The organism is Stenotrophomonas acidaminiphila (genome assembly GCF_014109845.1).
GTDB classification, from domain to species: domain Bacteria; phylum Pseudomonadota; class Gammaproteobacteria; order Xanthomonadales; family Xanthomonadaceae; genus Stenotrophomonas; species Stenotrophomonas acidaminiphila.
Map to the genome: position 1 here is coordinate 1,970,668 of NZ_CP043567.1, position 13,910 is coordinate 1,984,577.

Annotated in this window: 15 protein-coding genes; 6 read left to right on the forward strand and 9 right to left on the reverse strand. The window is 69.6% G+C overall.

Features of this window, described 5'->3' with window-relative positions:
• Positions 1 to 89 precede the first annotated feature (89 nt).
• The gene (locus tag F0P95_RS08940) at positions 90 to 1,343 is read left to right on the forward strand and encodes a DUF819 family protein (protein ID WP_182333767.1); all 1,254 of its coding nucleotides are present in this window, start codon (positions 90 to 92) and stop codon (positions 1,341 to 1,343) included.
• Positions 1,344 to 1,437: 94 nt separating this feature from the next.
• Here F0P95_RS08940 and F0P95_RS08945 read toward each other — a convergent pair whose 3' ends face one another.
• The gene (locus tag F0P95_RS08945) at positions 1,438 to 1,662 is read right to left on the reverse strand and encodes a YbdD/YjiX family protein (RefSeq protein WP_054664081.1); all 225 of its coding nucleotides are present in this window, start codon (positions 1,660 to 1,662) and stop codon (positions 1,438 to 1,440) included.
• Complete coding sequence (locus tag F0P95_RS08950; protein ID WP_182333769.1) at positions 1,662 to 3,728, reverse strand: carbon starvation CstA family protein; 2,067 nt, start codon at positions 3,726 to 3,728, stop codon at positions 1,662 to 1,664. Before F0P95_RS08950 ends, F0P95_RS08945 begins: the two co-directional genes overlap by 1 nt.
• Positions 3,729 to 3,959: 231 nt before the next feature.
• On the opposite strand from F0P95_RS08950, the gene F0P95_RS08955 reads away from it, so the two are divergent.
• Positions 3,960 to 4,811: a pirin family protein gene (locus tag F0P95_RS08955; protein ID WP_182333770.1), complete on the forward strand. Its 852-nt coding sequence runs from the start codon at positions 3,960 to 3,962 to the stop codon at positions 4,809 to 4,811.
• Between the two features lie 49 nt (positions 4,812 to 4,860).
• On the opposite strand, the gene F0P95_RS08960 is transcribed toward F0P95_RS08955, so the two are convergent.
• The 4 genes from F0P95_RS08960 to nfi form a co-directional block, all read right to left on the reverse strand.
• Positions 4,861 to 5,322: a hypothetical protein gene (locus F0P95_RS08960; RefSeq protein WP_182333772.1), complete on the reverse strand. Its 462-nt coding sequence runs from the start codon at positions 5,320 to 5,322 to the stop codon at positions 4,861 to 4,863.
• Between the two features lie 227 nt (positions 5,323 to 5,549).
• Positions 5,550 to 6,272, reverse strand: coding sequence for an aquaporin Z (gene aqpZ, locus F0P95_RS08965; protein WP_182333774.1), 723 nt, complete (start codon positions 6,270 to 6,272; stop codon positions 5,550 to 5,552).
• Between the two features lie 89 nt (positions 6,273 to 6,361).
• Positions 6,362 to 7,222, reverse strand: a complete 861-nt coding sequence (locus F0P95_RS08970) for a pirin family protein (RefSeq protein WP_182333775.1) — start codon at positions 7,220 to 7,222, stop codon at positions 6,362 to 6,364.
• Positions 7,223 to 7,311: 89 nt separating this feature from the next.
• Positions 7,312 to 7,992, reverse strand: coding sequence for a deoxyribonuclease V (nfi, locus tag F0P95_RS08975; protein ID WP_182333777.1), 681 nt, complete (start codon positions 7,990 to 7,992; stop codon positions 7,312 to 7,314).
• Between the two features lie 100 nt (positions 7,993 to 8,092).
• Between nfi and gpmA the strand changes: the two genes are divergently transcribed.
• The gene (gene gpmA, locus F0P95_RS08980) at positions 8,093 to 8,842 is read left to right on the forward strand and encodes a 2,3-diphosphoglycerate-dependent phosphoglycerate mutase (protein WP_054664103.1); all 750 of its coding nucleotides are present in this window, start codon (positions 8,093 to 8,095) and stop codon (positions 8,840 to 8,842) included.
• A 75-nt stretch (positions 8,843 to 8,917) separates the two neighbouring features.
• On the opposite strand, the gene F0P95_RS08985 is transcribed toward gpmA, so the two are convergent.
• Positions 8,918 to 9,307: a helix-turn-helix domain-containing protein gene (locus F0P95_RS08985; protein WP_182333779.1), complete on the reverse strand. Its 390-nt coding sequence runs from the start codon at positions 9,305 to 9,307 to the stop codon at positions 8,918 to 8,920.
• Positions 9,308 to 9,550: 243 nt separating this feature from the next.
• Between F0P95_RS08985 and F0P95_RS08990 the strand changes: the two genes are divergently transcribed.
• The 3 genes from F0P95_RS08990 (at position 9,551) to F0P95_RS09000 (ending at position 12,818) form a co-directional block, all read left to right on the forward strand.
• Positions 9,551 to 9,922: a PilZ domain-containing protein gene (locus F0P95_RS08990; protein ID WP_182333781.1), complete on the forward strand. Its 372-nt coding sequence runs from the start codon at positions 9,551 to 9,553 to the stop codon at positions 9,920 to 9,922.
• A 189-nt stretch (positions 9,923 to 10,111) separates the two neighbouring features.
• A complete protein-coding gene (locus F0P95_RS08995; RefSeq protein ID WP_182333783.1) occupies positions 10,112 to 10,591 on the forward strand; it encodes a VOC family protein in 480 nt (159 codons plus the stop codon).
• Between the two features lie 127 nt (positions 10,592 to 10,718).
• Complete coding sequence (locus F0P95_RS09000; protein WP_182333784.1) at positions 10,719 to 12,818, forward strand: M13 family metallopeptidase; 2,100 nt, start codon at positions 10,719 to 10,721, stop codon at positions 12,816 to 12,818.
• 176 nt (positions 12,819 to 12,994) lie between these two features.
• Here F0P95_RS09000 and F0P95_RS09005 read toward each other — a convergent pair whose 3' ends face one another.
• Both F0P95_RS09005 and F0P95_RS09010 read right to left on the reverse strand, forming a co-directional pair.
• A complete protein-coding gene (locus tag F0P95_RS09005; protein ID WP_182333786.1) occupies positions 12,995 to 13,324 on the reverse strand; it encodes a DUF2834 domain-containing protein in 330 nt (109 codons plus the stop codon).
• A complete protein-coding gene (locus F0P95_RS09010) occupies positions 13,321 to 13,764 on the reverse strand; it encodes a hypothetical protein (protein ID WP_182333788.1) in 444 nt (147 codons plus the stop codon). Before F0P95_RS09010 ends, F0P95_RS09005 begins: the two co-directional genes overlap by 4 nt.
• Between the last annotated feature and the right edge of the window lie 146 nt (positions 13,765 to 13,910).

Genomic DNA, 13,910 nt, shown 5'->3' on the forward strand with positions numbered 1-13,910 from the left:
GGCATTGCCGGCATGCTAGGCTTCGCTCCCCCACGCCACGTCATCAACGTGGCGTTTTTGTTTCCCTTCGATCGACAGGAACTGGCCATATGCCGACCGAAAGCACTCCCGCCCTCATCAGCAACGACATCGTCGGCCTCGGGCTGATCGCCGCGACCCTGGCACTGATCTTCTGGCTGGCCAGTGGGCCGACCCCGTTCTGGAGGAAGGTCTTCACCTGGGTGCCGGCCCTGCTGCTGTGCTACTTCATACCGGCGATCTACAACACCACCGGCCTGATCGACGGCCATGGCACCAAGCTCTACAACCCGATCGCCCGCGACGTGCTGCTGCCGGCGGCGCTGGTGCTGCTGACCCTGTCGATCGACCTGAAGGGCATCGCCCGGCTCGGCCCGAAGCTGCTGGTGATGTTCGTCACCGGCACCGTGGGCATCATGCTCGGCGCGCTGGTCTCGTTCCAGGCGATGAAGCTGATCCATCCGGCCACCGTGGCCGGGGATACCTGGGCCGGCATGGCGGCGCTGGCCGGCAGCTGGATCGGCGGCGGCGCCAACATGGCCGCGATGCGCGAAACCTTCAATGTCGATGCCACCACCTTCGGCCAGTTCGCGGTGGTGGACGTGGTCTGCGCCAGCATCCTGCTGATGCCGGCACTGATCTGGCTGGCCGGGCGCGCGCAGGCCATCGATGCGCGCAACGGCGCCGATACCTCGGCCATCGACGACATGAAGCGGCGGATCGCCGATTACCAAGCGCGCAGCGCGCGCATTCCCACCCTGACCGACCTGATGATCATCGTCGGCGTCGGCCTGGGCGTGGTCGGCGCCGCCCACGCGCTGGCCGCGCCGCTGGCGGCGTGGTGCGCGGCGAACATCAGCTTCGCCAGGCAGGCCTCGCTGGACAACCAGTTCGTGTGGGTGGTGATGCTGTCCACGTTCGCCGGGCTGGCGCTGAGCTTCACCCGCGCGCGCGAACTGGAAGCGGTCGGCGCCTCCCGGGTCGGCACCCTGTTCCTGTACTTCCTGATCGCCTGCATCGGCATGCAGATGGACCTGCTGTCGCTGCTCGAGCGCCCGTGGCTGTTCCTGCTGGGCGCGATCTGGATGGGCACCCACGTGCTGCTGCTGTACGTGGTCGGCCGCCTGCTCAAGGCGCCGGTGTTCTTCCTGGCCATCGGCTCGCAGGGCAACGTCGGCGCGGCGGCGTCGGCACCGGTGGTGGCGGCGGCGTTCCATCCCAGCCTGGCGCCGGTCGGCGTGCTGCTGGGCACGGTCGGCTACGCCACCGGCACGGTGCTGGCCTACATCACCGGCCTGATGCTCAAGTGGATGGCCGGTGCCTGACGGCCCGGCGCGGCCTCCGGCGGCGCCACCGCACCGGGCATGAAGAAGGCCGCCTCGCGGCGGCCTTCCGTCTTCCTGCCCCGGGACCCGGGCTTCAGCAGCAGCGGAAGCCCTTGCCGCCGCCGAAGCGCGCTTCCTGGCGTTCCCGGAAGAAGGTCTTGTAGTCCATGACCTCGCGCTCGGGGTGCTTCTCGCGCATGTGCCGCACGTAGTTGTCGTAGTCCGGCACGCCGCAGCACAGGCGTGCGGTCTGCACCAGGCGCCGCCAGGTACGGCGGAACGCCTGGTGCTGGCCGGCCGGGACCAGCGCGGTACCCATTACAGGTCCACCTCGTGCGGCTTGAGCGCCACGTACGGGGTTTCATGGTCGGTGCGCACCGGCGAGCGGCGCGCCGCGGCGATGGTCCTGATCGAATACACCAGCACCGCGAACACCACGAACAGGAACAGCGCGGTGAGGCCGGCGTTGATGTAGTTGTTGACCATCACCTGGTGCATCTGCCCGAAGTCCTTGGACGGTGGCAGCAGGTTGCCGGCGGCGATGGCGTCGCGGTACTTGTGCGCCTGCGCCATGAAGCCCACCGCCGGCTCGGCGGAGAAGATCTTGATGAAGCCGGCCGCGGTGGTGCACACCAGCAGCCAGACCGCCGGCAGCACCGGCACCCAGGCGTACCTTTCCTTCTTGGCCTTGAACAGCACCACCGCGCACAGCAGCAGGGCGACGCCGGCCAGCATCTGGTTGGCGATGCCGAACAGCGGCCACAGCATGTTGATGCCGCCCAGCGGATCGGTCACACCCTGGTACAGGAAGTAGCCCCACAGCGCGACGCAGCCACCGGTGGCGATGAAACTGGCCACCCACGAGTCGGTGCGGCGCAGCGCCGGCACGAAATTGCCGAGCAGGTCCTGCAGCATGAAGCGGCCCGAGCGGGTGCCGGCGTCCACCGCGGTGAGGATGAACAGCGCCTCGAACAGGATGGCGAAGTGGTACCAGAACGCCATCATGCCGTCGCCCGGCAGCACCGCATGCAGGATCTGGGCGATGCCCACCGCCAGCGTCGGCGCGCCGCCAGCGCGCGAGAGGATGGTGTTCTCGCCGATCTCGGCGGCGGTGGCGGTCAACTGCTCGGGCGAGATGGTGAAGCCCCAGCTGCTGACCACCTGCGCGGCGTTGGCCACATCGGTGCCGATCACCGCTGCCGGGCTGTTCATGGCGAAGTAAATGCCCGGCTCGATGATCGAGGCCGCGACCATCGCCATGATCGCCACGAACGATTCCATCAGCATGCCGCCGTAGCCGATGTAGGCGGCGTGGCCTTCGTTGGCCAGCAGCTTGGGCGTGGTGCCGGAGGAGATCAGCGCATGGAAGCCCGATACCGCACCGCAGGCGATGGTGATGAACAGGAACGGGAACATGCCGCCCTTCCACACCGGACCGCTGCCGTCGGTGAACTGGGTCAGCGCCGGCATCTTCAGTTCCGGCATCACGATCAGGATGCCGATCGCCAGGCCGACGATGGTGCCGATCTTGAGGAAGGTGGACAGGTAGTCGCGCGGCGCCAGCAGCAGCCACACCGGCAACACCGCGGCGACGAAGCCGTAGCCGATCAGCATCCAGGTGATCTGCACGCCGGTGAAGGTGAACATCGGCCCCAGCACCGGGTCGGCGGCGACCTTGCCGCCGTACCAGATCGCCGCCAGCAGCAGGACCAGGCCGACGATGGAGATCTCGCCGATCTTGCCCGGGCGGATGTAGCGCATGTACAGGCCCATCAGGATGGCGATGGGCATCGTGGCCATGACCGTGAACATGCCCCAGGGGCTGTCGGCCAGCGCCTTGACCACGATCATCGCCAGCACCGCGAGGATGATGATCATGATCATGAACACGCCGAACAGGGCGATGGTGCCGGGTACCGGCCCCATTTCCTCGCGCACCAGGTCGCCGAGCGAGCGGCCGTTGCGGCGGCTGGAAATGAACAGGATCATGAAATCCTGCACCGCGCCGGCCAGCACCACGCCGGCGATCAGCCACAGCGTGCCCGGCAGGTAGCCCATCTGCGCGGCGAGCACCGGGCCCACCAGCGGGCCGGCGCCGGCGATCGCGGCGAAGTGGTGGCCGAACAGCACGTGCTTGTTGGTCGGCACGTAGTCCAGGCCGTCGTTGTGGATCACCGCCGGGGTGGCGCGGGTCGGGTCCACGCCCAGCACCTTGTTGGCGATGAACAGCCCGTAGTAGCGGAACGCGACCAGGTACAGCGAGACCGCCGCGGCCACGATCCACAGTGCGTTGATGTGTTCGCCGCGGCGCAGCGCCACGACACCCAGGCAGAACGCGCCGATCAGGGACAGCAACGCCCAGCCGGCCTTGGAGAAACCTTTCATCGAGTCACCTCGCGGGAAGACCGTTGCAAGAGTCCTCCCGCCGCGGCCGGGGGTCAACGCTCCGGCGGCCCGCCGGCGTGCGACTTTGGTCTTAGGCGGCGCGGCCGCCCGGACGCGATGGCCCGGCAACACGCCACCGACACCGGCTCTGGAACAATCGGTTGCGGTGATGGCGATTGGCGCGGCCAGGCGCGGCGCCCATTGTCGGGAGATTCCAAGGGAGGCTTGACCATGAGCGACCAGAACCTCGCGCGGGTGCTGCGCAGCATCCGCGGCATGCCCACGTCCGACGGTGCCGGCGTGCGCCTGACCCGGGTGATCGGGACCCCGGCGCTGCCCGATCTCGACCCGTTCCTGATGCTCGACGAATTCGGCACCGACCGCCCCGAGGACTATATCGCCGGCTTCCCCGAGCACCCGCACCGCGGCTTCGAGACCGTGACCTACATGCTCGACGGGCGCATGCGGCATCGCGACAACCACGGCAACGAAGGCCTGCTCACGCCCGGCAGCGTGCAGTGGATGACCGCCGGCCGCGGCCTGGTGCATTCGGAGATGCCCGAACAGGAGTCCGGGCGCATGCGCGGGTTCCAGCTATGGGTGAACCTGCCCGCGCGCGACAAGATGACCGAGCCGAAGTACCAGGAATTCGCCCCGGAACGCATTCCGCAGGTGATGCCGGCCGATGGGGTCGGTGTCCGGGTCATTGCCGGGCAGGTGGGCGATGTCCGGGGCCCGATCGTGCAGCCGGCCACCGATCCGCTGTACCTGGACGTGGAGCTGGCGCCGGGCCGTGACTGGGCCTATGACCTGCCGGACGGGCACAACGCCTTCGCCTACGTGTTCGAGGGTGCGTTGACCCTGGGCGGCGGCGAGGCCGCACGCGAAGTGGCGCGGCATGAGCTGGCGGTGCTCGGCGGTGGCCGCCTGCTGCACCTGCAGGCCGGCGCGCAGGGCGCACGGCTGATCGTGGTGGCCGGGCGCCCGCTGCGCGAACCGGTGGCGCGCCACGGGCCGTTCGTGATGAATACCCGCGAGCAGCTGATGCAGGCCTTCATCGACTACCAGGAAGGCCGCTTCTGAGGGCCGTGCGCGCCGCAGTGGGCTCCGGCGCGCCGCCTGCCAGGGCGCCTTACTTGCCGGCGAAGTTGGCGGTCGCGTCGCCGAGCGTGCCGGTCAACTGCTGCAGGCTGGCCAGCTCGGCGACGTCGCCGGCATCGATCCAGATCTGCGCGTAGCGGTTGCGGCTGAGCTTGACCGCGGTGATGCGCCGCGTTTCCAGGCCGGGCATGTCGCGTCCGCCCATGTCCAGCTTGTACCAGTACAGTTCCTCGCCGGCGAAGCTGCCCTTCTCGGCACGCAGCGCGCGCACCAGGCTCAGCCCCGGGTCGCGCGCGGTCAGCATCACGTTCAACACGGTACGGCCATCGCCGGTGGTGGCCTTGCAGACGATGAAATCGCTCTGGACCTGCTCCTGCCACTGCAGGCCGCTACCGGACGGCAGTATCGGGCACTGCCCGGCCTGTTGCGCGGATGCGCCGGCGCTGCCGGCCAGCAGCAGCGCGCAAGCAACGATACGGACGTGTTTGAGCATGCGTTTTCCCCCGGACGCCGGCCACCGCGGGCGCGACGGCAGTGTTGTCTGTCTGGAACCGAATACACCTGCGGGCGGTGTTGCCCCTGCCCGATGCGCGCGTCCCCGTTGCGCGCCAGCTGTGTTTCCACGGTATTACAAAAACACCGGCCGTCGCAAACCGGGCGGTGGCCGGAACAGCGACGGCCCCGCGTGGGGGCCGTCGCCGGTGCGTGCCGCAGGCCGCTTCAACGCGCGTCGCTGCCCACCCACTTGTAGGCCAGGCCGCCGATCACCGCGCCGAGCAGCGGCGCCACCCAGAACAGCCACAGCTGGCCCATCGCGCCGGGCCCGGCGAACAGCGCCACGGCGGTGGAGCGCGCCGGGTTCACCGAGGTGTTGGTGACCGGGATGCTGATCAGGTGGATCAGGGTCAGCGCCAGGCCGATCGCGATCGGCGCGAAGCCCGCCGGTGCCTTGCCATGGGTGGCGCCCATGATCACCACCAGGAACATCGCGGTCATCACCACTTCGCACAGGAACGCGGCGGCCACGCCGTAGCCGCCCGGCGACAAGGCGCCGTAGCCGTTGCTGGCGAACGCGCCGGCCTGGCTGCCGTCAATGGCGAACCCGGCCTGGCCCTGCGCGATCTGCAGCAGGATGAAGGCGGCGAGGATGCCGCCCAGCACCTGGGCCACGACATAGGGCACCAGGTCCTTGCCGGCGAAGCGGCCGCCGGCCCACAGGCCGAGGCTGACCGCCGGATTGAAGTGGGCGCCGGAGACGTGCCCGAACGCATACGCGCCGGTCAGCACGGTCAGGCCGAACGCCAGCGCCACGCCATGGAAACCGATTCCCAGTGGATTGCCGTCACCGCCGAACTTGGCCGCCAGCACCGCGCTGCCGCAACCGCCCAGCACCAGCCAGAAGGTGCCGAGGAACTCGGCCGCCAGTCGTTTCCCCATGCTCATCGTGTGCTCCCCCGCAATGACCCGGAATGGGCACCGGGAACATACCCAAGAACCGGGACCGCGGCGTATTCAAAGCGTTAACCCGGCCCTCAGCCCGGCAGCGGGATGAACTCCTTGTCGTCGCCGGGAATGGTGCCGAAGCGGCCCTGGCGCCAGTCGTCCTTGGCCTGTTCGATGCGTTCCTTCGAGCTGGAGACGAAGTTCCACCACAGGTGGCGCGGGCCATCGAGCGGTTCGCCACCCATCAGCATCGCCTTGAGCGGGGTCATGGCGCGCAGGCGCGCGCGGCCCCCCGGTCCGGGGATCACCAGGTGCTGGACCGGGATGTCGACGCCATCGAGCTGGGCCTGGCCCTCCAGTACGTAGAGCGCGCGTTCGGCATGCGAGGCATCCAGGTCGATCTCGGCGCCCGGTTCCAGGTCGATGGCGACATTGAGGGTGTCGGCGAATACCCGCACCGGCGATTCCTCGCCGTAGGCGCGGCCGGCGATCACCCGCAGCCAGGCGCCATCGCGGCGCTGCTGCGGCAACTGCGCGGCGGTGAAATGGTAGAACGCCGGCGCGGTCTCCTCGTGCGTGCGCGGCAGCGCCACCCAAGTCTGCATGCCGTGCAGCGGGTGCGCGTGGCCGCGTTCGTCCAACGGGGTGCGCTCGGAATGGGCGATGCCGCGGCCGGCGGTCATCCAGTTGACGTCGCCGGGTTCGATCACCTGCTCCGAGCCGAGCGTGTCGCGGTGGCCGATCCGCCCGGACCACAGGAAGGTGACCGTCGCCAGGCCGATGTGCGGATGCGGGCGCACGTCGATGCCCTGGCCGGGCGTGAACACGGCCGGACCCATGTGGTCGACGAACACGAACGGCCCGACGCTGCGCGCCTGCAGGGTGGGCACGGCGCGGCGTACCTGGAAACCGCCGAGGTCATGGACGCGGGGACTGATGATCGTGGTCATGCACGGGCTCCATTGCGGGTACCGGCAGGATGGCATGCGCCGCGCGGGTTTTCTGCGGCGCGGCCATGACGGACTGTTGCCGCGGTGGATCAGGCGCCGCCGTCGCGGCGCGAGGCGAGGCGGTCGGCCAGGCGCGTGGGTTCGGGCAGCCGGTAGCGGGTGAGGCAGGCCAGCACCAGTGGCAGGCTGGCCTCGACCGAGACGTGGTGGCCCGGGGAGATGAACAGCGGGTTGCAGCGCGGCTTGCTGCGCAGCACCCAGCCGACCTGGCGGCCCTTGTGCAGCAGCGGCGCGTGGTCGCCACGCTCCGGACCGGGTTCGGTGTAGTCGCCGACCAGCCGGCTTTTGCCCACGCCGATGCTGGGCAGGCCGGTCAGTACCCCGAGGTGCGCGGCGATGCCCAGCCCGCGCGGATGGGCGATGCCATGGCCGTCGACCAGTACCAGCTGCGGTGGCTCGCGCAGTTGCCGCAGGGCCAGCAGCACTGCCGGCAGCTCGCGGAAGCTGAGCAGGCCGGGGATGTAAGGCAGGGCGGTGGGCAGTCGCGCCAGGGTCGATTCGAGCGGCTGCAGGCTGATGCCATCGACCCGGACCGCCACCGAGCGGGTGGTGCGGCCTTCGTCCTCGAAGCCGCTGTCCACCCCGGCCACGCGCGCCGGCAGCGTCGACAGGCGGTCGTCCAGCTGCACCCGCGCGGCCAGTTCGACCTGCTGGCGGCGCAGCTCGGCCAGGGCGGCGGGAGCGATGTCGGCGGGAGGCGGGAAGCGCATGGTCCAAGCCTGCCACACCACCGTGGGCGCGCAGTGCAGGGCGCGCGGAGCGATGCGGCTACAATCGGCGGGTTGCTTCCCCCGACCGGAGACTTTCGCAGTGACCCGCAAACTCGTGCTGTTGCGCCATGGCCAGAGCCAGTGGAACCTCGACAACCGTTTCACCGGCTGGGTGGACGTGGACCTGACCGAGCAGGGCCGCCGCGAAGCCGCCGCCGCCGGCCGCCTGATGAAGGAGGAAGGGCTGCAGTTCGACGTCGCCCATACCTCGGTGCTCAAGCGCGCCATCCACACCCTGCAGGGCGCGCTGGCCGAACTGGGCCAGGACTGGCTGCCGGTGAACAAGTCCTGGCGCCTCAACGAGCGCCACTACGGCGGCCTGCAGGGCCTGGACAAGGCCGAGACCGCCGCCAGGCATGGCGAGGAGCAGGTCAAGGTGTGGCGCCGTTCCTACGACATCCCGCCGCCGCCGATGGACCTGGAGGATCCGGGCCACCCGATCCACGACCGCCGCTATGCCGGCCTGGACCGCAACGCGCTGCCGGGCACCGAATCGCTGGCCACCACCCTGGAGCGGGTGCTGCCGTACTGGCACGACGCCATCGCCCCGCAGCTGAAGGACGGCAGGACCGTGCTGGTCACCGCCCACGGCAACTCGCTGCGCGCGCTGTACAAGTACCTCAACAATGTCAGCCGCGAGGACATCCTCGAGCTCAACATTCCCACCGGCATCCCGCTGCTGTTCGAACTGAACGATGACCTGACCGTGCAGTCGTTCCGTTACCTGGGCGACCCTGAAGCGGCGAAGAAGGCGGCCGAGGCCGTGGCCAACCAGGGCAAGGCGAAGTAAAGCCGGCCTGCTGGGCGCAGCGGGACACCCGGCTCCGGCCGGGTGTTTCGTTTGTGGCCAGGGGACAGGGCGGCGTCAGCGGTCGCAGCTGGCCGGCGCGGCCTTGCATGCTTCGTCGATCCGGTTGTCGCGTTCGGCCGCGTTCTTGCCGAGGACGTAGCCGGCGACCCCTTGGAACATGATCACCGCCAGCACGATGCTTACGATCCACAGGGTGATCTTGCTGCGCTCTGCCGTGCCGATGCCGGAAGTGGGCACCGGTGGAGCGGCCTGGAAACCGGCCAGTTGCGTTGGTTCGATACCCAGCGCGGCCGCCACCGCCATCCGCGATTCATGCGCGGCCCTGCCTTCGGCTTCCAGCCGCTGCACGGTGCGCGGGCTGAGCCCGGCCACGGCGGCCAGGTGCTCCTGCGACCAGCCGCGCGCCTCGCGCAATGACCGGATCCGGTTGGCGTCGATCTTCATCGGTTCCTCGTCCACTGTGACTGCCCGGCGATGGTAAGGGAGCCGGCACGCTGCCGCGACGCGCCGCGTTGGACCACGACAGCGCTACGCCAGATTCACGACAGGCCTTGCCGATCAAGGTCTTGCGGGACCGTCGGCCGGGCGTCGCGCCGGTGTCCGCCAGCCGGGCTATGCTTGGGCCACGGCCATGGCCACGGCCACGGCCACGCAGCCGGCTTTTCCATCCAATGCACGGGGGAGCGCATGAACACGTCCACGGAACGGCGCCATTTCTGGCGTGCACCCTTCCATTCACCGGCCTGGCTGGTGCGCGCCGATGGCAGCATCCACGCCGGGCAGGTGCACGACGTGTCGCTCAAGGGCGCGTTGTTCGAATTCGATGCCGGTGGCGACTGCAGGCTGGACGAACCCTGCCAGTTGCAGGTCGAGCTGTCGCAGGACACGCCGATCCGCATGCAGGCCACCGTGGTGCACGTGGACGGGCGCGCCATCGGGCTGCGCTGCGACGAGATCGACCTGGACAGCATCACCGCGTTGCGTCGCCTGATCGAACTCAATGCCGCCGATCCGGCGCTGCTGGAGCGCGAACTGGGCGCGCTGGTGCGGTACGGCTGAGCCGCGCCGCCCCCGGGGCCGCGCGATGTGCGGGTTGCCGGTTGCGAAGGGGCCCCGAGGTACTCACCGCGTCGGCTCGCCGGATCATGACGGCAGGGGGCGTGGCGCTGCGCTACGCTGCACCGGCCCGGCGCCATCGCGCGTGCGCGTTGCGCCGCCGGCAGGCCTTTCCCGACGAGGACCCGCGCGATGACCGGCAAGAACACGATCTGCCTGTGGTACGACGGTACCGCCCTGGAGGCGGCCACGTTCTATGCGGCGACTTTTCCCGACAGCCGCGTGGGGGCCGTGCATCGTGCGCCCGGCGACTATCCCGCCGGACGCCAGGGCGATGTGCTGACGGTCGAGTTCACGGTGCTCGGCATTCCGTGCCTGGGCCTGAACGGCGGCCCTGCGTTCCGTCACAGCGAGGCGTTCTCGTTCCAGGTCGCCACCGATGACCAGGCCGAGACCGACCGCCTGTGGGATGCGATCGTCGGCAACGGCGGCGAGGAAAGCGCCTGTGGCTGGTGCCGCGACAAGTGGGGACTGTCGTGGCAGATCACGCCGCGCGCGCTGACCGCGGCGATCAGCGATCCCGACCCGGCCGCGGCCAGGCGCGCGTTCGAGGCGATGATGGGCATGCGCAGGATCGACATCGCCGCGATCGAGGCCGCGCGGCGCGGTTGAGCCGCGCACCGGCGTGCTGCGGGCGCCGTGGCATGACCTTCGGCCTATCCGCGGCACGACGCCATCGCCTACGCTCGTGGATTGGCCGCGCGCAGGCGCGGCGTTCCCTGCAAGGCCGGAGATCCGCATGACCCTTTCCAAGCTCGTCCCGTTGTCCCTGACCGTCGCCATCGCCGCCTCGCTGGCCGCCTGCGGCGGCAAGGGCGAAGCCACGGCGCCCGCCGCCGACACGCCCGCCAAGCCGGCGTTCGACCTGTCGCAGATCAAGACGCCGTCGGTGTCGTTCAACGTCGCCGACCTGGATCCGGCGGTTGCCGCGTGCAGCGATCTCAATGGCTTCGTCAACGGCAAGTGGCTCCGGGCCAACCCGGTGCCGGGCGACCAGGTGACCTGGGGCAGCTTCGAGATCCTGCGCGAGCGCTCGCTGGAAGTGCAGCACGCGCTGGTGCAGCAGGCCGCGGCGGCCAACGCCAAGGCCGGCAGCGTGCAGGCGCAGATCGGCGACATCTGGAAGACCGGTTCGGACGAAGCCGCCATCGAAGCGGCCGGCATCGCGCCGCTGCAGCCGGAACTGGACAAGATCGCCGCGCTCGGCGACGGTGCCGCCATCGCCGGCTACCTGCGCGACGCCTATGCGCGCGGCCAGGGCTTCCTGTTCTCGCTGTATGCCAGCCCGGACTTCAAGGATTCGGCCAACGTCATCGCCTACGTCGGCCAGGGCGGCCTGGGCCTGCCGGAAAAGGGCTACTACTTCGACGAATCGCAGGCCAGGATCCGCGAGGCCTATGTCGCCTACATCGAACAGATGCTGGCGCTGTCCGGCGTCGATGCCGCGCAGGCGAAGGAGCAGGCCAAGGCGGTGATGGCGCTGGAAACCCGCCTGGCCAAGGCCTCGCTGTCGCGCATCGAACTGCGCGACCCGGCCAAGCGCTACAACCCGGTCAGCGCCGCCGACGCCGACAGGCAGACCCCGAACTTCAGCTGGACCGCGTTGTTCGACACCCTGAAGGTGCCGGCCAAGGACAAGTTCTCGCTGGCGCAGCCGGGCTTCTTCGCCGAGGTCGACACGATGCTGGCCGAGGTGCCGGCCACGACCTGGCAGGCCTACCTGCGCTTCCACACCGTGGACAACGCGGCACCGTACCTGAGCAGTGCCTTCGAGCAGGCCAACTTCGATTTCTTCAGCAAGACCCTGCGTGGCCAGCAGGAAATGCAGCCGCGCTGGAAGCGCGTGCTGGAGTCGGTGAACGGCGCGATGGGCGAGGCGCTCGGCCAGCTGTACGTGGACGCGGTGTTCCCGGCCGAGTCGAAGGTGGCCATGCAGCATCTGGTGGAGAACCTGTCGGCGGCGCTGAAGACGCGCCTGGAAGGCCTGCCGTGGATGGGCGAGGAGACCAAGAAGAAGGCGCTGGAGAAGTGGGCCAGCTTCACCCCGAAGATCGGCTACCCGGACAAGTGGCGCGACTGGTCGGGCCTGGCCACCCATGGCGACAGCTACCTGGGCAACATGCAGGCCGCGCGCGCCTTCAATTACCGCTACATGCTCGATAAGATCGGCAAGCCGGTGGACAAGACCGAATGGGGCATGACCCCGCAGACGGTCAACGCCTACTACAACGCGACCAAGAACGAGATCGTGTTCCCGGCCGCGATCCTGCAGCCGCCGTTCTTCGACGCCAAGGCCGATCCGGCACTGAACTACGGCGGCATCGGCGCGGTGATCGGCCACGAGATGATGCACGGCTACGACGACTCGGGCAGCCAGTTCGCCGCCAACGGCAACTTCGACAACTGGTGGACCGACGCCGACCGCAGCGCCTTCAACGGCCGCACCGACCAGCTGGTCGCGCAGTTCGACGGCTATGAGGCGCTGCCGGGCGTGAACGTCAAGGGCAAGCTGACCCTGGGCGAGAACATCGGCGACCTCGGTGGCCTGACCGTGGCGTACGACGCGCTGCAGATGGCGCTCAAGGAAGACCCGTCGAAGAACGTGGCCGTCGACGGCTACAGCCAGGATCAGCGCTTCTTCATGAACTGGGCCACGGTGTGGCGCCGCAACTTCACCGAGGGCGAACTGCGCGTGCGCCTGAACACCGACCCGCACGCACCGGCCAACTTCCGCGCCAACGGCGCGCCGTCGAACATGCCGTCCTTCGCCACGGCGTTCCAGTGCAAGGCGGGCGATGCGATGGTGCGTGGCGACGACAAGCGCGTGGTCATCTGGTAAACCGCCGGTAGTCCGGCTGGCAACCGACGCAGGGCCCGGCGCATGCCGGGCCTTTGCGTTCAGGCGCCTGGTGCCGTGTACGCCCGCGTGGCGGGCCCGCTGCGGCAATGGCGGTGTCCTGCCGACGGTGGCCGAAGCGCCGGCCTGCAGCCGTGCTGGCGTCCGTCGAGGGCGACTCAGTCCGCCCGGCGAAGCGGCGCCGCCGCGCGATGCCGTTCGCGCAGGTACAGGAACAGCGGCAGGGCCAGCGACGGACCGACCGCCAGGCATGAAAGCGGCAGCCACAGCCGCGGCATCGCCAGCCTGCGTCCCTCGGCGACCACGAACGCGGCCACGGCGATGCCCGAGACCAGCACGTCCGACCAGGCGAATGCCGCGATGTGGGCCGAGGTGGCCTGCTGCACCAGCAGCGGCAGGTCGAGGCCGTGCGTGGACAGCCACGGAACGAACTGCGACAGCGGCAGGACCGTACCGGCGATGCAGAGAAGGAGGTAGATGAACTTCACGATGTCTCCTGACGTGGGGAATGCGTCACGCCGCTGGGCGCTGCCGGCATGGATGGGGAGTGGGACGGCGTGCCCGCCGGTGCACGACGCCGGTAGCGCGGGCGTTGCCGGCCGGTGCGGGGGGCGACGCGCCGGCGCCCGTCCGCGGAACGCCGGAAACCCGCGGTGGAGAGCCAGGTTCCACCCTCGCCGGGCAGTCCGGCGATCAGCGCCATCCCGGTGTCCCCGCGGAGCACGACCGCCGTTATCGGGCCGTCGCTCTCCCGGCAGGCGAAGTGGCGGGGCGCGATGCGCAGGACAAGGTCGTCCGCGTCCGGCGCGCAGGCGCCTGGGCGTGCGGCCCAATGCCCGGTGATGCGCTCCGGTACGGCCACCCTGCCACCGCCCGCCAGAACCGGCAGCGGCAGCAGCCACGGGGTCGACCCCAGCACGTTGTTCATTGCTCTCCCTGGCAGTCCGGCGGCCCGGTTGCGACCCGCCGCGGTCGGTCACCGCCGCCGCAGCGCATATTGTGCGGCATGCAGCCGGCCACCGGGACCGCGGCGATACGACACTGCGACGCTGCCCCGGAGATGCCGGCGGCGGG

Bases quoted from the DNA above. Each gene is read 5' to 3' on its own strand.
- F0P95_RS08950 (WP_182333769.1), bottom strand. From the start codon at position 3,728: ATGAAAGGTTTCTCCAAGGCCGGCTGGGCGTTGCTGTCCCTGATCGGC.
- F0P95_RS08955 (WP_182333770.1), top strand. From the start codon at position 3,960: ATGAGCGACCAGAACCTCGCGCGGGTGCTGCGCAGCATCCGCGGCATG.
- nfi (WP_182333777.1), bottom strand. From the start codon at position 7,992: ATGCGCTTCCCGCCTCCCGCCGACATCGCTCCCGCCGCCCTGGCCGAG.
- F0P95_RS09000 (WP_182333784.1), top strand. From the start codon at position 10,719: ATGACCCTTTCCAAGCTCGTCCCGTTGTCCCTGACCGTCGCCATCGCC.
- F0P95_RS08990 (WP_182333781.1), top strand. From the start codon at position 9,551: ATGAACACGTCCACGGAACGGCGCCATTTCTGGCGTGCACCCTTCCAT.
- F0P95_RS08940 (WP_182333767.1), top strand. From the start codon at position 90: ATGCCGACCGAAAGCACTCCCGCCCTCATCAGCAACGACATCGTCGGC.
- F0P95_RS08960 (WP_182333772.1), bottom strand. From the start codon at position 5,322: ATGCTCAAACACGTCCGTATCGTTGCTTGCGCGCTGCTGCTGGCCGGC.
- F0P95_RS08970 (WP_182333775.1), bottom strand. From the start codon at position 7,222: ATGACCACGATCATCAGTCCCCGCGTCCATGACCTCGGCGGTTTCCAG.
- F0P95_RS08985 (WP_182333779.1), bottom strand. From the start codon at position 9,307: ATGAAGATCGACGCCAACCGGATCCGGTCATTGCGCGAGGCGCGCGGC.
- aqpZ (WP_182333774.1), bottom strand. From the start codon at position 6,272: ATGAGCATGGGGAAACGACTGGCGGCCGAGTTCCTCGGCACCTTCTGG.
- F0P95_RS08995 (WP_182333783.1), top strand. From the start codon at position 10,112: ATGACCGGCAAGAACACGATCTGCCTGTGGTACGACGGTACCGCCCTG.
- F0P95_RS09010 (WP_182333788.1), bottom strand. From the start codon at position 13,764: ATGAACAACGTGCTGGGGTCGACCCCGTGGCTGCTGCCGCTGCCGGTT.
- F0P95_RS08945 (WP_054664081.1), bottom strand. From the start codon at position 1,662: ATGGGTACCGCGCTGGTCCCGGCCGGCCAGCACCAGGCGTTCCGCCGT.